The sequence below is a fragment of the Streptomyces sp. NBC_01210 genome (assembly GCF_036010325.1).
Lineage (GTDB): Bacteria > Actinomycetota > Actinomycetes > Streptomycetales > Streptomycetaceae > Streptomyces.
Genome location: NZ_CP108549.1, coordinates 753,292 through 769,687, shown reverse-complemented (window position 1 = coordinate 769,687; position 16,396 = coordinate 753,292). Strand labels below are relative to the sequence as shown.

Here is a 16,396-nt window from a genome sequence, read left to right as displayed (position 1 = left end):
TCAGTGGGTGAGTGCAGGCCGGCCTGCGGGCCGCTCCAGGCCGTAGTGGTCGCGCAGGGTGCGACCGCTGTACTCCGTACGGAACAGGCCGCGCGCCTGCAGCAGCGGCACCACCTGGTCGACGAAGTCCTCCAGTCCGCCGGGCAGATACGGCGGCATGATGTTGAATCCGTCCGCCGCGCCGGCGGTGAACCACTGCTCGAGCTGGTCCGCGATCTGCTCGGGCGTACCGGCGAAGACCCGGTGGCCGCGGCCGCCGCCGAGCCGGGCGATCAGCTGCCGGATGGTGAGCTGCTCGCGCCGGGCGAGATCCGCCACCAGCGTGAAACGGGACTTGTTGCCGTTGATGTCCTGCTCCTCGGGGAGCTCGGGCAGCGGACCGTCGAGCGGCAGACCGCTCAGATCCGTGCCGAGCATCCCGGAGAGCTGCTGCAGCCCGTACTCCGGGACCTGCAGGCCCGTCAGTTCGTCCTCCAGCGCCAGGGCCTCGGCCTCGGTCGCGCCGATGATGGGGCAGATTCCCGGGAGGATCTTCAACTGGTCGGGCGTACGGCCGTACTTCGCGAGCCGTGACTTGAGGTCCTTGTAGAAGGTCTGGCCGTCGGCGAGGGTCTGCTGGGCGGTAAACACCGCCTCCGCGTACCGGGCGGCGAACTCCTTGCCGTCCTCCGAGGAGCCGGCCTGCACCAGCAGTGGATGGCCCTGCGGCGAACGCTGTACGTTGAGCGGCCCGTCGACGCGGAAATGCTTGCCGCGGTGCTCGATCGGCCGTACCGCGCCGTCCTCCGTGTAGACCCCGCGCTCGCGGTCGATGACCGTCGCGTCATCGCGCCAGCTGTCCCACAGCTCCTTGGTCACGTCGAGGAACTCGGCGGCGCGCTCGTAGCGCAGAGCGTGCTCCAGATGCTCCTCGCGACCGAAGTTCCTGGCCTCGGCCTCATTCCCGGAGGTGACGATGTTCCAGCCGGCGCGCCCGCCGCTGAGGTGGTCGAGCGAGGCGAACTTCCGTGCCACGTGGAAGGGCTCGTTGAACGTCGTGGAGACGGTGGCGACAAGACCGATGTGCTCGGTGGCAACGGCCAGTGCGGACAGCAGCGTGAGCGGCTCGAAACCGCCGACCGCGTTGTAGCGGGCATTGCCCCACAGGGCGACGCCGTCCGCGAGGAACAGCGAGTCGAGTCTGCCGCGCTCGGCGGTACGGGCCAGCTCCTGGAAGTACGAGAGATCAGTGATCCGGTCGGGCTGGGTGCGCGGATGGCGCCAGGCGGCGTCGTGGTGGCCGGCGTTCATGAGGAACGCGTTGAGATGGAACTGGCGTGGGGTGTCGGCGGACATGGTCGGATCCTCAGTTTCCGGTCGGGGTGCGCCAGGACGTGAAGCGACGTTCAAGAGCCACGAGGAGCTGGTTGAAGGCCACGCCGATGGCGGAGATGGTGATGATCCCGGCGTACATCTCGGGGATCGCGAAGTTGAACTGTGAGGCGTTGACGAGATAGCCGAGCCCGGCCTTGGCGCCCACCATCTCGGCGGCGACGAGGACCAGGATGGCGACCGCGCCGGCCAGCCGGATGCCGGTGAAGACGGTCGGCACGGAGGCGGGCAGAATCACCTTCTGGAAGATCCTCGGAGCGGGCAGGTCCATCGACCTGGCCAGCCGGAGCAGGGTCGGGTCGACGCTGCTCACGGCGCTGATGGTGTTCAGCAGGATCGGCCAGGTGCAGGCGTACAGCACGATGGAGATCTTCGAGGTCTCGCCGATGCCCAGCAGCAGGACGAAGACCGGCAGCAGGGCGAGCGCGGCGGTGTTGCGGAAGACCTCGAGGAGCGGCCCGAGGAGATCCGCGAGCGGCCGGTACCAGCCGATCAGCAGGCCGAGCGGTACGGCGATGACGACCGCGAGACCGAAGCCGGTGAACGAACGCTGGAGGCTGGCCTGAGTGTGTTCGGCGAGCTGGCCGTCCAGGAGCAGCTGCCACCAGGCGACGGCGACCTCCGAGAACGGCGGCAGGAACGTCCGGTCGACGAGTCCGAGCCGGGGCGCCGCCTCCCACACCGCGAGCAGCACGGCGATGGCGACGCTTCGGGTGACCACAGTCAGCAGGATCCGGCCGGCGCGGCGGACCGGGGCGGGCAGTGCGCGGGTACGGACTGGTGGGGCGGCGAGTGCGGGGTCGGTGCGCTGAGCGGCGCCGTTCACATCGACGGCTGTCGCGAGCGCCTTCTCGGTGGCGATGCTCATAGCGTTGCGACCTCCCTCTCCTCTTGCTGGGCCCGGCTGACCTCGTCGCGCAGCAGGTTCCAGATCTGATGGCGGTGGTGCGCGAACTCGGGGCTGGAGCGCGGATCGGTGTCGGCGCCGCGGTTGCCGAGGCCGATCGGCACCACCTCCTTGATCCGGCCGGGACGGGAGGTGAGGACGGCGACCCGCTGCCCGAGATGGACCGCCTCGTCGATGCCGTGCGTGATGAAGACGATCGTCTTGCCGGTGCGCTGCCAGATCCGCAGCAGCTCGTCCTGGAGGGACTCGCGGGTCTGCGCGTCGAGCGCGGCGAACGGCTCGTCCATGAGCAGCACATCGGGGTCGTAGGCAAGGCTCCTGGCGATCGCCACGCGCTGGCGCATGCCACCGGAGAGCTCGTGCGGATGCCGGTCCTCGAAGCCGTTGAGACCGACGAGCGCCAGATACTCCCTGGCGCGCTCGGCCCGCTCGCGGCGGGGCACCCGGGTGGCTTCCAGGCCGAACTCCACATTGCCCTGCGCGGTGCGCCAGGGCAGCAGGGCGTACTGCTGGAAGACGATGCCCCGGTCCAGACCCGGTCCGGTGACGGGCTCGCCGTCCAGCAGGATCTGACCGCTGGTGGGTTCGGAGAGTCCGCCGAGGAGATCGAGCAGGGTGGATTTTCCGCAGCCGCTCGGGCCGACGACGACCACGAACTCACCGGCGGCGATATCGAGATCGATCCCGTCCAGCGCGGTGACGTGCTGCTGTTTTCCGCGTACGGGGAAGGTCTTGCCCACCCCTCGGAAGCTGATCTTGGCGGTCACGGGGTCAACTCGCCTTCTTGGTACGGTTGTTGAACTCGTTGGTGTAGAGGTCGGAGACGCTGACCTGGCCGGACTTGAGGTCGCCGCGCTCGGTGAGCCAGTCGGCCCAGACCGACAGCTCCTTCTCCTCGATCCGGCCGCCCGGCGCCGAGACGCCGTAGGAACGCCAGTACTTGAGCGCGGCGGCGCTTTCGTTGCGCTTGCGTTTGGCGACGATCTCGGTCATGCGCGCGACGACCTCGTCGCGCTGCGTGGTGCGGGCCCAGTCCAGGGCCTTGCCCACTCCGGTGACAAAGGTCCGCGCGGTCTCCGGGTTCTGCTTGATGAAGCGCTCGGTCAGGACATACGTACCGGCGCTGAAAGCCCCGCGCAGGTCGTAGTCGCTGAAGAGCTTGCGTACGCCTCCGTTCTCCAGCGCCTTGTCGCGCAGAATGCCGCCGAGTACGGCCACATCGATCTGGCGCTGGCGCAGGGACTGTTCGGTGTTGACGGGTGGGATGACGATCCGCTCGACCTGCTCGGCCTCGGCCCGGCTCAGCCCGTTCTTCTTGAGGTAGATGTCGAGCATCGCCTCGTGGTGGGCGCCGAGGGTGTTCATGCCGACCTTCTTGCCGATGAGGTCGCGGGCCGTACGTATGGCGCTCTTCTCGGTCACGTAGAAGCCGCTGTACGCGTATTTGTCGGAGCCGTAGTAGCTGACGACGGCCTTGATGGGGGCCTTGCGGGCGGCGAGCTTGACCACGGCTCCGTTGAAGGCGCCGCCGAAGTCGGTCTGGCCGGACGCGGCGGTCTGGATGTCCTGCGGACCGCTGATCGTGTTACCCACCCACTTGAGCTTCAGATCCTCCAAGTAGCCGAGGGAAGCGGCGAGTTCGGGCGGGCTGACCTGGCCGACCGAACCCTGGTAGCGGAGCGTGGTGGTGTTCCGCGTGCCGCTGCCGACCGCCGTGCCGCAGCCGGCCGCCGCCAGCGCGGAGATGCCGGTGAGGACGAGGAAGTTACGTCTGGTTGTGGTGTGCACGTCGGGTTCCTTCAGTGGCTGCGGGAGGCGGAGGTCGCCGCACCGGGGGCTGGGGACTGGGCGGGGGAGAGGATTCGGGTGGGGAGCGACTGGATGAACTCGTCGACGACGTCGAAGAGCCGGAGCTCGGCCTCGGGGCTCAACTGCGCCCCGCCTTCGGGCAGCCGCTCGACATGGCTGTCGAGGAGGAAGGAGCCGCCGACGACATGCCGGGCCCCGAGCGCCGAAAGAACCGGGCGCAGGGCGTAGTCGATGGTGAGTACGTGTGCCAGGCTGCCGCCCGTGGCCAGCGGCAGAACCGTCTTTCCGGCCAGGCCGGACTGCGGCAGCAGATCGAGGAAGGCCTTGAGCAGTCCGGTGTAGGAGGCCTTGTAGACGGGTGTGGCCACTATCAGACCGTCCGCCGCGGCGACCTGCTCGGCCGCCGCACGCAGGGCGGGCGAGTCGGACCGGCCGGCCAGCAGTTCGGCCGCGGGCAGCTCACGTACCTTCAGATGGCCCGCGTCAAAGCCGGTGACGGACAGTCGCTGGACCGCGTGCTCGACCAGCAATTCGGTGCGCGAGTTCACGGACGGGCTTCCGGAAACAGCCAGGATGGAGGTCATCAGTCATTCCGTTTCGGGGTATGCGAAGATGCCTGAAACATCGCGCTGAAAAGGCGCGCGACAGGTTCAGGAAAAGGGTTGAAGAGAATCGGAAGGCTCTTTTAAGGGCCTTGCCGTGAGAATTGCTGCCTCGGTGGGGCGGAGGTGCTCAGCCTGGCCGGAACCCTCTGGAGAGAGGGCTCGACACCGGAAGAGAAGTCAGCTGTGCGTGTTTCAGCGGCCGGCGGCACAGAGTGCGCTGGCGTGCCGTCGAAGATCGACGTGCAGGCGCGATACGAGAATGTCAGCTTGACTCACACCGGAGAGAATGACAGCGACTTCCGGTCACGTCAATGTCCACCGGAAATCGTCTCGCATGGTGAATTGTTACAGCTTTCTTTCGTGAATGTGGCTCGCACGCGGAGCTACCGGCGGGCCGGTGAGACGGAGAACGGCCGGCGCCCGGGCACCCGGGCCCAGTGGAATGATCACTTGATCTCCCGGGCGCCAATGGTCGTGCCATTGCCTGTGCTCCCCGACTGTTCCTCCCATCGTTCCCACTGCCCCCTGGTGTGTCGGTCCGAGCGCCGCGATGCTGTCCGCCGACAGCATTACGCGCTCAACCAGCTGGATTCCTGGAGTAGTTGTGGGCCTTGGCAGAGCAAGACGGTCCGTCGTGCTGTTCGCGACGGTGTCCGCACTGACGGCTGGGGCGACTTCCCCGGCCGTCGCCGATTCCACCCCCGACCCCCGTCCCCGAGACTCCGCCGAAGTGCTGCGGCCCGTCGCGCCGCCGCCCGCGAGCGGTCCGGCCGGACGGCCGAGATCCGTCGCGGACGGCGATGGCATCGAGACCGCGCGCAGCTCCCGGCCGATCGCTCCGGGCATCAGCCTCACCTCGTACGACCGGCTCGAATCGGACAAGTGGCTGCGCGTCGACGCGCTCTCCGTCGACCTCGACGGCAGCGGCGTACAGGCCGACTACCTCTCCTCCGGGAAGGTCGCCGACCGCCGCGCCGTCTCCGAACTCGCCGCACAGCATGACCCCGGCAAGGGCCGGCGCACGGTCGCCGCGATCAACGCGGACTTCTTCGACATCAACCAGACCGGCGCACCGCAGGGCCCCGGCATCAAGGACGGCAAGGTCACCCACTCGCCGGCCACCGGCGCCAACCGGGCCGTCGGCATCGGGCCGGAGAACGCCGGACGTGTCCTGCAGTTGTACTTCGACGGCACTCTCACGCTGCCGTCCGGTGCGCACCCCCTGACCGCGTACAACGCCGCGAACGTCCCGGCCGGCGGGATCGGCGCGTACACCGCCGCCTGGGGAACCGCCGACCGCGCGCTGACCGTCGACGCCGCGACTCCCGTCGCCGAAGCGGTGTTACGGGACGGCAAGGTCGTCGCCGTCACCGATCGGCCCGGCACCGGGCCGATCGCCGCGGACACCACTGTCCTGGTCGGCCGGGAGGCCGGAGTGGGGCTGCTGGCGGCGCTGCGCCCGGGCGACGCCGTCTCCCTGGAGTACCGGCCGCGTACCGACAGCGGGCCTGTCCCGCGTACCGCCGTCGGCGGCCGCGAACTCCTCGTTGTCGACGGCGTACCGCTGAACCACGAGGGCGAAGGCAACAACACCGCCGCTCCCCGTACCGCCGTCGGATTCTCCAAGGACGGCCGCGCGATGCAGGTCATCACGGTCGACGGCCGCCAGGCCGACAGCGGCGGAGTCACCCTCACCGAACTCGGCCTGATGATGAAGAAGGCCGGCGCGCACAGCGCGCTCAACCTCGACGGAGGGGGCTCCTCGACACTCGTCGCCCGCGAACCCGGCAGCGACGCCCTCCAGGTGGAGAACAGTCCCTCCGACGGCAGCGAACGCACCGTCCCCAACGGCCTCGCGCTCACCGCGCCCGACGGCAGCGGCCGGTTGCGCGGCTTCTGGGTCGAGACCCGCACGCCCGCCGGGAGCGCCCCCACTGCCGACCCGGTCAAGGGCGGCCACCCGGAGCGGGTGTTCCCCGGCCTGACCCGCCGGCTCACCGCCGCCGGCTACGACGAGACATACGGACCGGCCGCCGGAGCACCGCACTGGCGGGCCGTCCAGCCCTCGGTGGGCCGGGTCGACGACCACGGGACGTTCCGGGCGAGGCACAGCGGCACGACCGAGGTACGCGCGGAACGTGCGGGTGCCCATGGCAGCACCGAGCTGACCGTGCTCGACGACCTGGCCGGAATCGAGCCGACCACCGAGCGGGTCGGCCTCGCGGACGCGAGCGCCACCGGCACCTTCGGCATCCTCGGGCTCGACGCCCAGGGCAACAGCGCGCCCGTGGAACCGGCCGATGTGCAACTCGGCTACGACCACACGCTCTTCGACATCCGCGACGACGGCCGGGGCTCGTTCACCGTCACGTCCCGCACGGGCAGCGGGGCCGGACAGATCACGGCGACGGCCGCGGGCGTCACCACCGTGTTCGCCGTCAGCGTCGGCCTCGCCGAGCAGCCGGTCTCCGGCTTCGACGACGCCGCGTCCTGGACCTTCAGCCAGGCCCGCGCGAGTGGCTCGGTCGCGGCGACACCCGAAGGACAGAGTGGGACGGGCCTGGAGCTCACCTACGACTTCACGCAGTCGACCGCGACCAGGGCCGCGTACGCCAACCCGCCACGGCAGATCGTCGTTCCGGGCCAGCCGCAGTCCTTCACGCTCTGGATCAAGGGCGACGGGAAGGGCGCGTGGCCGACACTGCATCTCAAGGATGCGGCCGGCTCCGACCAGTTGCTGCGCGGACCGTATGTCACCTGGACGGGCTGGCGGCAGGTGACCTTCGCCGTGCCGCCGGGGGCCGCGATGCCGCTGTCGGTGCACCGCTTCTATCTGGCCGAGACCGCGGCCGCCAAGCAGTACACCGGGAAGATCGTGATCGACGGCCTGACCGCGCAGGTGCCACCGACGGTCGTGCTGCCTCAACAGCCCCGTACGGCCGACCCGTTGATCGACCCGGCGGCCGAGACCGAGGACAGGGACTGGCAGTTCGCGGTCATGTCCGACGCGCAGTTCGTCGCCCGCGACCCCGACAGCGCGATCGTGGCGCAGGCGCGCCGGACCCTGCGCGAGATCAAGGCCGCGCGGCCCGACTTCCTCATCGTCAACGGCGACCTCGTCGACGAGGGCTCTCCGGCGGATCTGGCCTTCGCGCGCCGCGTCCTGACCGAGGAACTGGGGGACGAGCTGCCCTGGTACTACGTGCCGGGCAACCATGAGGTGATGGGCGGCAAGATCGACAACTTCATCGCCGAATTCGGGCCCGCGCACCGCACGTTCGACCATCGCGGTACCCGGTTCCTGACCCTGGACACCTCGAGCCTGAGCCTGCGGGGCGGCGGCTTCGACCAGATCAAGGCGGTGCGCGCGCAGCTCGACGCGGCGGCGAGGGACGCGAGCATCTCGGCGGTGATGCTCGTCGAGCACGTCCCGCCGCGGGACCCGACCGTGCAGAAGGGCAGCCGGCTCGGCGACCGCAAGGAGGCGGCGCTGATCGAGCAGTGGCTCGCGGAGTTCCGCCGTACGACCGGAAAGGGGGCGGGTCTCGTGGGCAGCCATGTCGGCGTCTTCCACGCCGAGCATGTGGACGGCGTGCCGTATCTGATCAACGGCAACTCGGGCAAGGCCCCGGCGGGCCCGGCGGACGAGGGCGGCTTCACGGGCTGGTCGCTGGTCGGCGTCGACAAGGTGTCGCGCGGGGAGCAACTGGCGGGACGGCTTCGCCCGTGGGAGGGCCGCCCGGACTGGGTCTCCGTCCAGACCCGGGCGCATGTCGACGGCCTGACCCTGGACGCGCCCGCTGTGCTGAAGCCCGGCCACGCCGCGGACGCCCGGGCGACGGTCACGCAGGGTGCACGGCGGGTCCCGGTGGTGTTCCCGCTGAGCGCGGACTGGACGGGCTCGCCGAACCTGTACATCGGCGCGCCTGAGGACGCTCGCCACCGCCATGCGGCGGCGTTCGACCCGGTTACGGGCCGGCTCACCGCGCTGCGGCCGGGGACGGTCACCCTGGCGGTGACGGTGGGCGGCGTCACGGAACGTACAGAGATTCGCATCGCGGCGGAGGGGGTGGCATCGCGCCGGGCGGCGTAAGGCCCGTCGTGGCCGGGGAGCGCGTAGGCCCGTCGTGGCCGGGGAGGGGCCCTGCGCCCGGTGGCCCCGTGTCCCGCGCCCGGCGCCCCGCGAGCCGGCCCGGGCGAGGCGGCCGTTCTCCGGGCCGAGCGTGCGGTGCGCCGCCCGGACGGTGTGCCGGCCCGGGCGGCACGCGCCCGCGGTGAGCTGCCGCGCGCGCGGCTCCGCGACAGGGTCGCTGCGCAAGCGCCTCAGGGGCATCGTCGCTCCGCAGCCGCGCGTGCGGCCTCCGGGCAGGTCCGGCTCGCGCGCGCCCGCCGACCGGCCCGCCGGCAGTCGTGCCGCCCCCGATGGGCACACCGCACCGCACGGCGAGCGGACCGCACCGCCGCTCGCCGTGCGGGAAGCCCCCGCAACCGGCAGCCTTGGTCGTGAGCATTGCGGCGGGAGGAGGTGGTTTCCCTTGCCGGACCCGCTTGCCACCGGGCCCACCCCGCCGGACAGCGCAAGCGAGGGTTCCCACCCCCTCCTGTCTCTGGCCCTGGCCGGGATGATGGACGATGTCCACGCCCACTCCGGCGCCGTGTACTTGCTGTCGCCCGATGAGCAGGTGCTCGAGATGGCCGTCATGGCCGGACTGCCCCGAGCCTTCGCCGCGCCCTGGGAGCGGATCTCGCTCAGCTCACCCATCCCTGTCGCCGACGCCCTGCGCGAACGGCGGCTGATCTGGGTCCCCGGCGAGGAGGAAATGGCGAGCCGCTATCAACGGATCGCGGTGGTCCTGCCGTATCCGTTCGCCCTCGCCGCCCTGCCCATCGCGACCGACGACACCGCGTACGGAGCGGTGTTCGTCACCTGGCCAGGCTCCCATCCGTCGGTCATCTCCGACGACGAACGCGGCCGTCTCACTGCTGCCTGCGACCGCCTCGCCCTGCGGCTGCGCCGGGCCGCGGAGGCAGGCCGCCCCCTCGTCCCCGAGCCCGACTTCCTGGGACCGACCGCCATGGCGGGTACGTCCGGCGCGGTCGAGGCCGTGCACCTGCTGGCGCGGATTCCGGACGGTATGTGCTCGCTGGACGTGGACGGTCGCGTCACCTACGCGAATCCCGCCGCCGGCGAGCTGGTCGGTGCGCCGGTGGGCGAGCTGCTGGGAGGCCAGCTGTGGTCCGCGCTGCCCTGGCTGAACGATCCGGTGTACGAGGACCGCTACCGGGCGGCCCTGATCAGCCAGCACGCCACCTCGTTCGTCGCGCTGCGCCCGCCCCAGGACTGGCTGATGTTCCGGCTCCACCCCAGCCGGAACGGGATCAGCGTGCGCATCACCCCGGCCCGCGGAACGGTCCGGGAAATGCCCTCCGACGTGCCGTCCGAGCACCCCGCACGGCTGGTCGCCATTTCTCACATCCTCAACCTGGCCAGTGCGCTGACGGAGGCCGTGGGCGTGTCCGACGTGATCGAGCTGGTGGCCGACGAGATCATGCCGGCTGTCGGGAGCCGGTCGCTGGTCATGCTCGCGTCCGAGTCGGGCCGGCTGCGCGTCCTGGGACACCGCGGGTACGAGGACGCGTCGATCGTGGAGCAGTTCGACGGCATGCCCCTGGTCGCCCAGACCCCCGGTGCCCAGGCGCTCTCGAGCGGAGTGCCGTCCTTCTTCGAGACGCGTGCGCAGCTGGAGCGCATCTATCCCGCCCGCTTCGTGACTCCGGACGGCATGGCTGCCTGGGCCTATCTGCCGCTGATCGCCTCCGGACGCCCCGTCGGCACCTGCGTCCTCGGCTACTCGCAGCCGCACCACTTCTCCAGCGACGAGCGTGCCGTGCTCACCAGCCTCAGCGGTCTCATCGCCCAGGCCCTGGAGCGGGCCCGGCTCTACGACGCCAAGAACCGGCTGGCCCACGGACTCCAGTCAGCACTGCTCCCGAACTCGCTGCCCAAGCTGCCCGGTCTGGAGGTCGCCGCGCGGTATCTTCCCGGCACCCAGGGCATGGACATCGGCGGCGACTTCTACGACCTGATGCGCACCCGCGACGCGGCGGCCGCCGTCATCGGCGATGTGCAGGGCCACAATGTCACCGCCGCAGGACTGATGGGCCAGGTCCGCACTGCGGTCCGCGCCTACACGGCGGTGGGCCAGCCGCCCGGTCGGGTCATGGAATCCACCAACCGGTTGCTGATCGACCTCGAAGGAGACCTGCTGGCCAGCTGCGTATATCTGCACCTGGACCTGTTGCGCCACCGTGCCCTGCTGGCCCGTGCCGGACACCCCCAGCCGCTGCTCCGCGATCCGGAGGGCCGGGTCCACATCCTGGACCTGGCCGGCGGCCCGCTGCTCGGTGTCGATCCGTCGGCCGGCTACCCGACCACATTGGTGTCGATGCTCCCGGGATCCCTGCTGGTCCTGTACACGGACGGACTGATCGAGGTCCCAGGGGTCGACATGGACGAGGCGCTGGCGGATCTGGCGGAGGAACTGGGACACGCCACCGACCAGCCGCTGGAAGCCGTGGCCGACCGTCTCATCGCCAAGGCGACGGGCAACCGTGAGCGCGGCGACGACACAGCGCTGTTGCTGCTCCGTCCCGAGCGCTGAGCAGGACCGCTGCCGACCGCACTCGAGCCGTCTGATACGAAGGCCGGGCGATTGATACGAAGGCCGGGCGATTGATACGAAGGCCGGGCGATCACGCCCGACCATGCACGCCGAGTACCGGGAGCACCATGACCGCCGCACGCCCGAGCATCCTCTATGTCACGGATCTCGGCTATGAGGCGAAGGGCCGCCGCTACTGCGACGAGGACATCCGCCTCTCCGGGCGGCTGCGCGAGGACTTCGATGTCGCTCTGTGCCATCCGCTGGACGCGGCGCGTCTGATGGGCTCCTTCCACGGCGTCCTCGTACGCAACAGCGGTCCCGTGCTGCACTACCAGCGGGAGTACGACGCCTTCCGTGCCCCTCGCCCGCAAGACCGGCGCCCGCCTCTACAATCCGCCGACGGGCCGCGCGGACATGGCGGGCAAGCAGTATCTGGTGGAGCTGAGCGCGGCCGGGTTTCCGGTGATACCGACCGTGGACCGCGGTGAGGACCTCGGACGGCTGCCGCAGGCCGTGGAGTACGTCGTCAAACCGAAGATCGGGGCGGACTCGATCGGGATGGAGTTTCTCCACCCCGACCGCCTCACCGAGGTCATGCACGGCGACGTCCTGGTGCAGCCCAGGATCCCGTTCCGCTACGAGGTGTCGTTCTACTTCGTCGACCGGGACTTCCAGTACGCCCTGTACGCCCCACGCCCGGAGCGCCGCTGGGAGCTGGAGCGGTACGAACCGGACCCGGCGGACCTGGAGTTCGCCCAGCGGTTCATCGACTGGAACACCCTGGACCACGGCATCCAGCGCGTCGACGCCTGCCGGACTCCCCACGGTGAGCTGCTGCTCGTCGAGCTGGAGGATCTCAATCCGTATCTTTCGCTGGACCTTGTGGAGGAGGCCGTCCGCGAGGCCTTCGTCGCCCGGATGAAGGCCTCGCTGCGCGATCTGCTCGGCTGAGCTCAGGCGCCGGGGCCGCGTCCGGTGCCCCGCCCGGGTCCGAGGTCGCGCACGAGTCCGAGTCCGAGTTCGCGCTCGCCGAGCGGTGCGAAGTACCGGGCCACGTCCGCGTCCGTCACCTGCGCAAGATCCGCGGGCGACCAGCGCGGGCTGCGGTCCTTGTCGATGACCTGCGCCCGGACGCCTTCCACCAGATCGGGCGAGGAGAAGGCCGCGCACGAGACGCGGTACTCCTGGTCCAGGACCGGCTCCAGCGCGCCGAGTTCACGGGCTCGGCGCAGCGCGGCGAGAGTCACCTTGAGGGAGGTGGGCGACCTGCTGAAGATCGTCTCGGCTGTCTCCTTCGCCGCCGGATCGCCCCGGCCGAGCAGCCGGTCGAGGATCTCCTCCACGGAGTCGGCGGCGTAGCAGTCGTCGATCCACTCACGGTGCCTGGCCAGTTCGCCCTCGGGGGCGGGCCCGGCACACCGCCTCACGGCCTCGGTCACGTCCGACTCGGCGAGTGACGCGGTGAGTTCCGCCAGCCGCTGCGACGGTACGAAGTGATCGGCGAGTCCGCACAGCAGCGCATCGGCCGCGCCCACCGCCGAGCCGGTGAGCGCCAGATGTGTGCCGAGCTCGCCGGGCGCCTGCGCCAGCAGATGCGTACCGCCCACATCCGGTACGAAGCCGATACCCGTCTCCGGCATGGCGACCTTCGACCGCTCGGTGACGATTCGTACGTCGCCGTGCGCGGACACGCCGACACCGCCACCCATCACGATGCCGTCCATGACGGCGACATACGGCTTGGAGTAGCGGGCTATACGGGCATTGAGGCGGTACTCGTCCCGCCAGAAGTCCAGCGACGCGCTGCCGCCCGCCAGGGCGTCCGCGCGGACGGCGCGGATGTCGCCCCCCGCGCAGAGCCCACGCTCACCGGCTCCGGTGATGACCACGACCTCGACGGCAGGGTCCTGTTCCCATGTGGCCAGCGCCGTATCGACGGTGCGGACCATGGCGTGGTTGAGGGCGTTGAGGGCGCGGGGACGGTTGAGGGTGATGTACCCCGCGTGGCCCTCGGTGCGCAGCAGTACGGAGTCGTCGAGGACCATCGGGTTCCTTCCGGGGTGTGGATCTTCTCCCTCCATCCTCGCTCACCCCGGCGACGGCCCGGGCTTGAGGGGCATGGGCGGACGAGGGGCCGTGCCGCCCGGCGTCCTTCTGCTCGCACTCTTCCCGCCAGTCCGACCAGTCGGTACGTTCTGGGGAGCCGGGTACCGGCAGGCCGCAAGACCGGCCCGAGGCGACGGAGGACCCCATGTCAGAGCGCGAAGCCCAGATCGACGGCCACTGCGACGAACGGTTCCGGGCCGTCCGGGCCGCCTTCGAGAAGAACCTCCGCGAACGCGGCGAACTGGGCGCGGCCGTGAGTGTTCTGATCGACGGGGAGCCCGTGGTCGACCTGTGGGGCGGCTGGGCAGACTCCGCGCGCAGCGTTCCATGGGGGCGCGACACCCTCGTCAATGTGTGGTCGACGACCAAGGGTCCTACGGCGCTGTGCGCCCATCTGCTGGCCGACCGGGGGCAGCTCGATCTGGACGCTCCGGTCGCCACCTACTGGCCGGACTTCGCCGCAGCCGGCAAGGAGGCCGTTCTCGTCCGCCATCTGCTCTCGCACCGCGCGGGCCTGGCCGGACTGCGCGAACCGCACACGGTCGCCGAGCTCTACGACTGGGAGCTGACCACGTCGCGGCTGGCGGCAGCCGAGCCCTGGTGGGAGCCGGGCACGCAGTCCGGGTACCACGCCATGACCTACGGCTTCCTGGTCGGCGAGGTCATCAGGCGCATCACCGGACAGCTGCCGGGAGAGTTCCTGCTCCAGGAGGTGACCGGACCCCTCGGCATCGACTTCACCATCGGACTGCCGGAGAAGGAGGCCGGGCGCGCCGCCGAGCTGGTGCATCCGCGGGCCGCGTCGAGCAGCGAACAGGCCGCCGTCTTCGCCCAGTTGCAGCCCGCCGCGCTGGCGGCCCTGGTCAACCCCATCGTCGGAGCCGCCGACGCCAACACCCCCGAGTGGCGCGCCGCCGAGATCCCCGCGGCCAACGGCCACGGAACGGCCCGTGCGGTCGCGGCCCTGTACGGAATCTTCGTCGGGCGCGGAGAGTTCGGGGGCCGGCGCCTGCTGTCGCCCGATGCGGCCGAGCGCGTCCGCGAAGGCCAGGGCCGCTGCAGGGACCTGGTGCTGGGCGCGGGCTTCGAGCACGAGACGGAGGTGGGGCTGGGCCTCTGGCTGAGCGGTGAGAACGGTTCGTACGGCCCCAACCCCCGGGCGTTCGGTCACGACGGCTTCGGTGGCTCCTGCGGACTCGCCGACCCGGAGGCGGGCATCAGCCTGGGATATGTGATGAACCGCATGGGCCCCAACATCGCCGACGACCCGCGCAAGATGGCGTTGATCGACGCCCTCTACAAGTCGGTGGAGCTGCCTGGCCAGTAGCTCCCCCTCTCCGTGGTCCGGCCCTTCCGGATTCTTGCAACACGTTCTACTGTGTGCGCCGCGCCCGGGGACGGACCGCGAGACTCCTGGAGGGGCTGTGCACCTCGAATACACGCCTGAGCAGCAGCAGTTGCGCGCCGAACTGCGCACCTACTTCACCGACCTGGTGCCGGACAACGTCCACGCCCGCTACGCCGAGCCCGGCGCGCAGAAGCGCTTCTACCGTGAGACGATCCGCCGCCTCGGCACGGACGGCTGGCTCGGTGTCGGCTGGCCCAAGGAGTACGGCGGCCGCGGCCTCAGCCCCATGGAGCAGTTCGTCTTCTTCGACGAGGCCGCCCAGGCAGGCGTACCGCTGCCGCTGATGGCGCTGAACACCGTTGGCCCGACGATCATGCAGTTCGGCACGGACGAGCAGAAGGCGTACTTCCTGCCGAAGATCCTTTCCGGCGAGATCGACTTCGCGATCGGGTACAGCGAGCCCGACGCGGGCACCGACCTCGCGGCTCTCAAGACCCGCGCGGTACGCGAGGGCGACGAGGTCACCGGCCACTACACGGTCAACGGCCAGAAGATCTGGACCACCAACGGCGACACCGCCGACTGGGTCTGGCTCGCCGTGCGCACCGACCCCGACGCACCGCCCCACAAGGGCATCACCATGCTGCTGGTCCCGACCTCCGACCCCGGCTACTCCTGCACCATCATCAACACCCTCGCCTCGCACGACACCACCGCCAGCTACTACGAGAACATCCGGGTACCCGCCTCCCGCCGCGTCGGCCAGGAGAACAAGGGCTGGCGTCTGATCACCAACCAGCTCAACCACGAACGCGTCACCCTCGCCGCCCACGGCACCATGGCCATCCGCGCGCTCCACGACGTCCAGCGCTGGGCCGCCGAGACCAAGCTCGCCGACGGCCGCCGCGTCATCGACCTCGGCTGGGTGCGCAAGCGGCTCGCGCAGACCCACACCAAGCTCGACGCGATGAAGCTGCTCAACTGGCAGATGGTGGGCGCCGTCGAGCAGGGCAGCCTCACCCCCCAGGACGCGTCCGCCGTCAAGGTGTACGGCTCCGAGGCGCGCCGTGACGCGTACGCCTGGCTGATGGAGGTCGTCGGCGCGGCAGGCGCCCTCAAGGAGGGCTCGGCCGGGGCGGTCCTGCACGGCGAGCTGGAGCGCGGCTACCGATCAGCCGTGATCTTCACCTTCGGCGGCGGCAACAACGAGATCCAGCGCGAGATCATCTCCTGGATCGGACTGGGGATGGCGCGGGTACGACGCTGATACCGGGTGTGGTCGGGTAGCCGGATCACGTTGCCGTGACCCGGCCCCCTCAGAACTGGACGTGGCGCCCGATCCCGCCCCGAGCAGGGCCTGCTGTCTGCCGCCGCGATGTGGCAGGGAGCGTCAGCGGGACCGATCCTGCTGATCAACGCAACCGCTACCGAGGCGACGCACTGATCGTTACCAAGACCGGACCCCGGCGGGGGTTGCTGAGCAGGCCGTCGCCGGTGACGGTCCAGGTCGGGTAGTCGGCCGTTTCCAGCGCGGCGTCCGCTCGGGCGGTGACCCAAGGGTTCGATCTCGACGAGGTTGTCCGCG

General features: G+C 70.3%; 11 protein-coding genes and 1 pseudogene. 5 read left to right on the top strand and 7 right to left on the bottom strand.

The features are described 5' to 3' along the window. The 6 genes from OG735_RS03425 to OG735_RS41810 form a co-directional block, all read right to left on the bottom strand. On the bottom strand, positions 1-1,335 hold the full coding sequence (locus tag OG735_RS03425) for an LLM class flavin-dependent oxidoreductase (protein ID WP_327321630.1): 1,335 nt from the start codon (positions 1,333-1,335) through the stop codon (positions 1-3). A gap of 10 nt (positions 1,336-1,345) precedes the next feature. Further along, positions 1,346-2,239: an ABC transporter permease gene (locus OG735_RS03420; protein WP_327321629.1), complete on the bottom strand. Its 894-nt coding sequence runs from the start codon at positions 2,237-2,239 to the stop codon at positions 1,346-1,348. Further along, complete coding sequence (locus tag OG735_RS03415) at positions 2,236-3,045, bottom strand: ABC transporter ATP-binding protein (RefSeq protein ID WP_327321628.1); 810 nt, start codon at positions 3,043-3,045, stop codon at positions 2,236-2,238. The genes OG735_RS03420 and OG735_RS03415 overlap by 4 nt, the downstream gene beginning before the upstream one ends. A gap of 4 nt (positions 3,046-3,049) precedes the next feature. After that, entirely contained in the window at positions 3,050-4,066 is a 1,017-nt protein-coding gene (locus tag OG735_RS03410; protein ID WP_327321627.1) for an ABC transporter substrate-binding protein, read from the bottom strand. Positions 4,067-4,077: 11 nt separating this feature from the next. After that, positions 4,078-4,671 carry an NADPH-dependent FMN reductase gene (gene ssuE / locus OG735_RS03405; protein ID WP_327321626.1) on the bottom strand — a complete coding sequence of 198 codons (594 nt, stop codon included), beginning with the start codon at positions 4,669-4,671 and terminating at the stop codon, positions 4,078-4,080. Between the two features lie 213 nt (positions 4,672-4,884). Beyond that, positions 4,885-4,968, bottom strand: coding sequence for a putative leader peptide (locus OG735_RS41810; protein WP_351446407.1), 84 nt, complete (start codon positions 4,966-4,968; stop codon positions 4,885-4,887). A 361-nt stretch (positions 4,969-5,329) separates the two neighbouring features. Here OG735_RS41810 and OG735_RS03400 point away from each other — a divergent pair, with 361 nt between their 5' ends. The 3 genes and pseudogenes from OG735_RS03400 to OG735_RS03390 all read left to right on the top strand — a co-directional run bounded on the left by OG735_RS03400 (position 5,330) and on the right by OG735_RS03390 (position 12,308). Further along, entirely contained in the window at positions 5,330-8,785 is a 3,456-nt protein-coding gene (locus OG735_RS03400) for a phosphodiester glycosidase family protein (RefSeq protein ID WP_442812582.1), read from the top strand. A 529-nt stretch (positions 8,786-9,314) separates the two neighbouring features. Further along, complete coding sequence (locus OG735_RS03395; RefSeq protein ID WP_327328191.1) at positions 9,315-11,354, top strand: SpoIIE family protein phosphatase; 2,040 nt, start codon at positions 9,315-9,317, stop codon at positions 11,352-11,354. Between the two features lie 128 nt (positions 11,355-11,482). Beyond that, positions 11,483-12,308 (top strand): annotated as a pseudogene (locus OG735_RS03390) (hypothetical protein). Between the two features lie 2 nt (positions 12,309-12,310). On the opposite strand, the gene OG735_RS03385 reads toward OG735_RS03390, so the two are convergent. Then, positions 12,311-13,402, bottom strand: a complete 1,092-nt coding sequence (locus tag OG735_RS03385) for an enoyl-CoA hydratase/isomerase family protein (protein WP_327321624.1) — start codon at positions 13,400-13,402, stop codon at positions 12,311-12,313. Positions 13,403-13,608: 206 nt separating this feature from the next. Here OG735_RS03385 and OG735_RS03380 point away from each other — a divergent pair, with 206 nt between their 5' ends. Together OG735_RS03380 and OG735_RS03375 are read left to right on the top strand one after the other, a co-directional pair. After that, on the top strand, positions 13,609-14,790 hold the full coding sequence (locus tag OG735_RS03380) for a serine hydrolase domain-containing protein (RefSeq protein ID WP_327321623.1): 1,182 nt from the start codon (positions 13,609-13,611) through the stop codon (positions 14,788-14,790). 97 nt (positions 14,791-14,887) lie between these two features. Next, a complete protein-coding gene (locus OG735_RS03375) occupies positions 14,888-16,078 on the top strand; it encodes an acyl-CoA dehydrogenase family protein (protein ID WP_327321622.1) in 1,191 nt (396 codons plus the stop codon). The last annotated feature ends 318 nt before the right edge of the window (positions 16,079-16,396 follow it).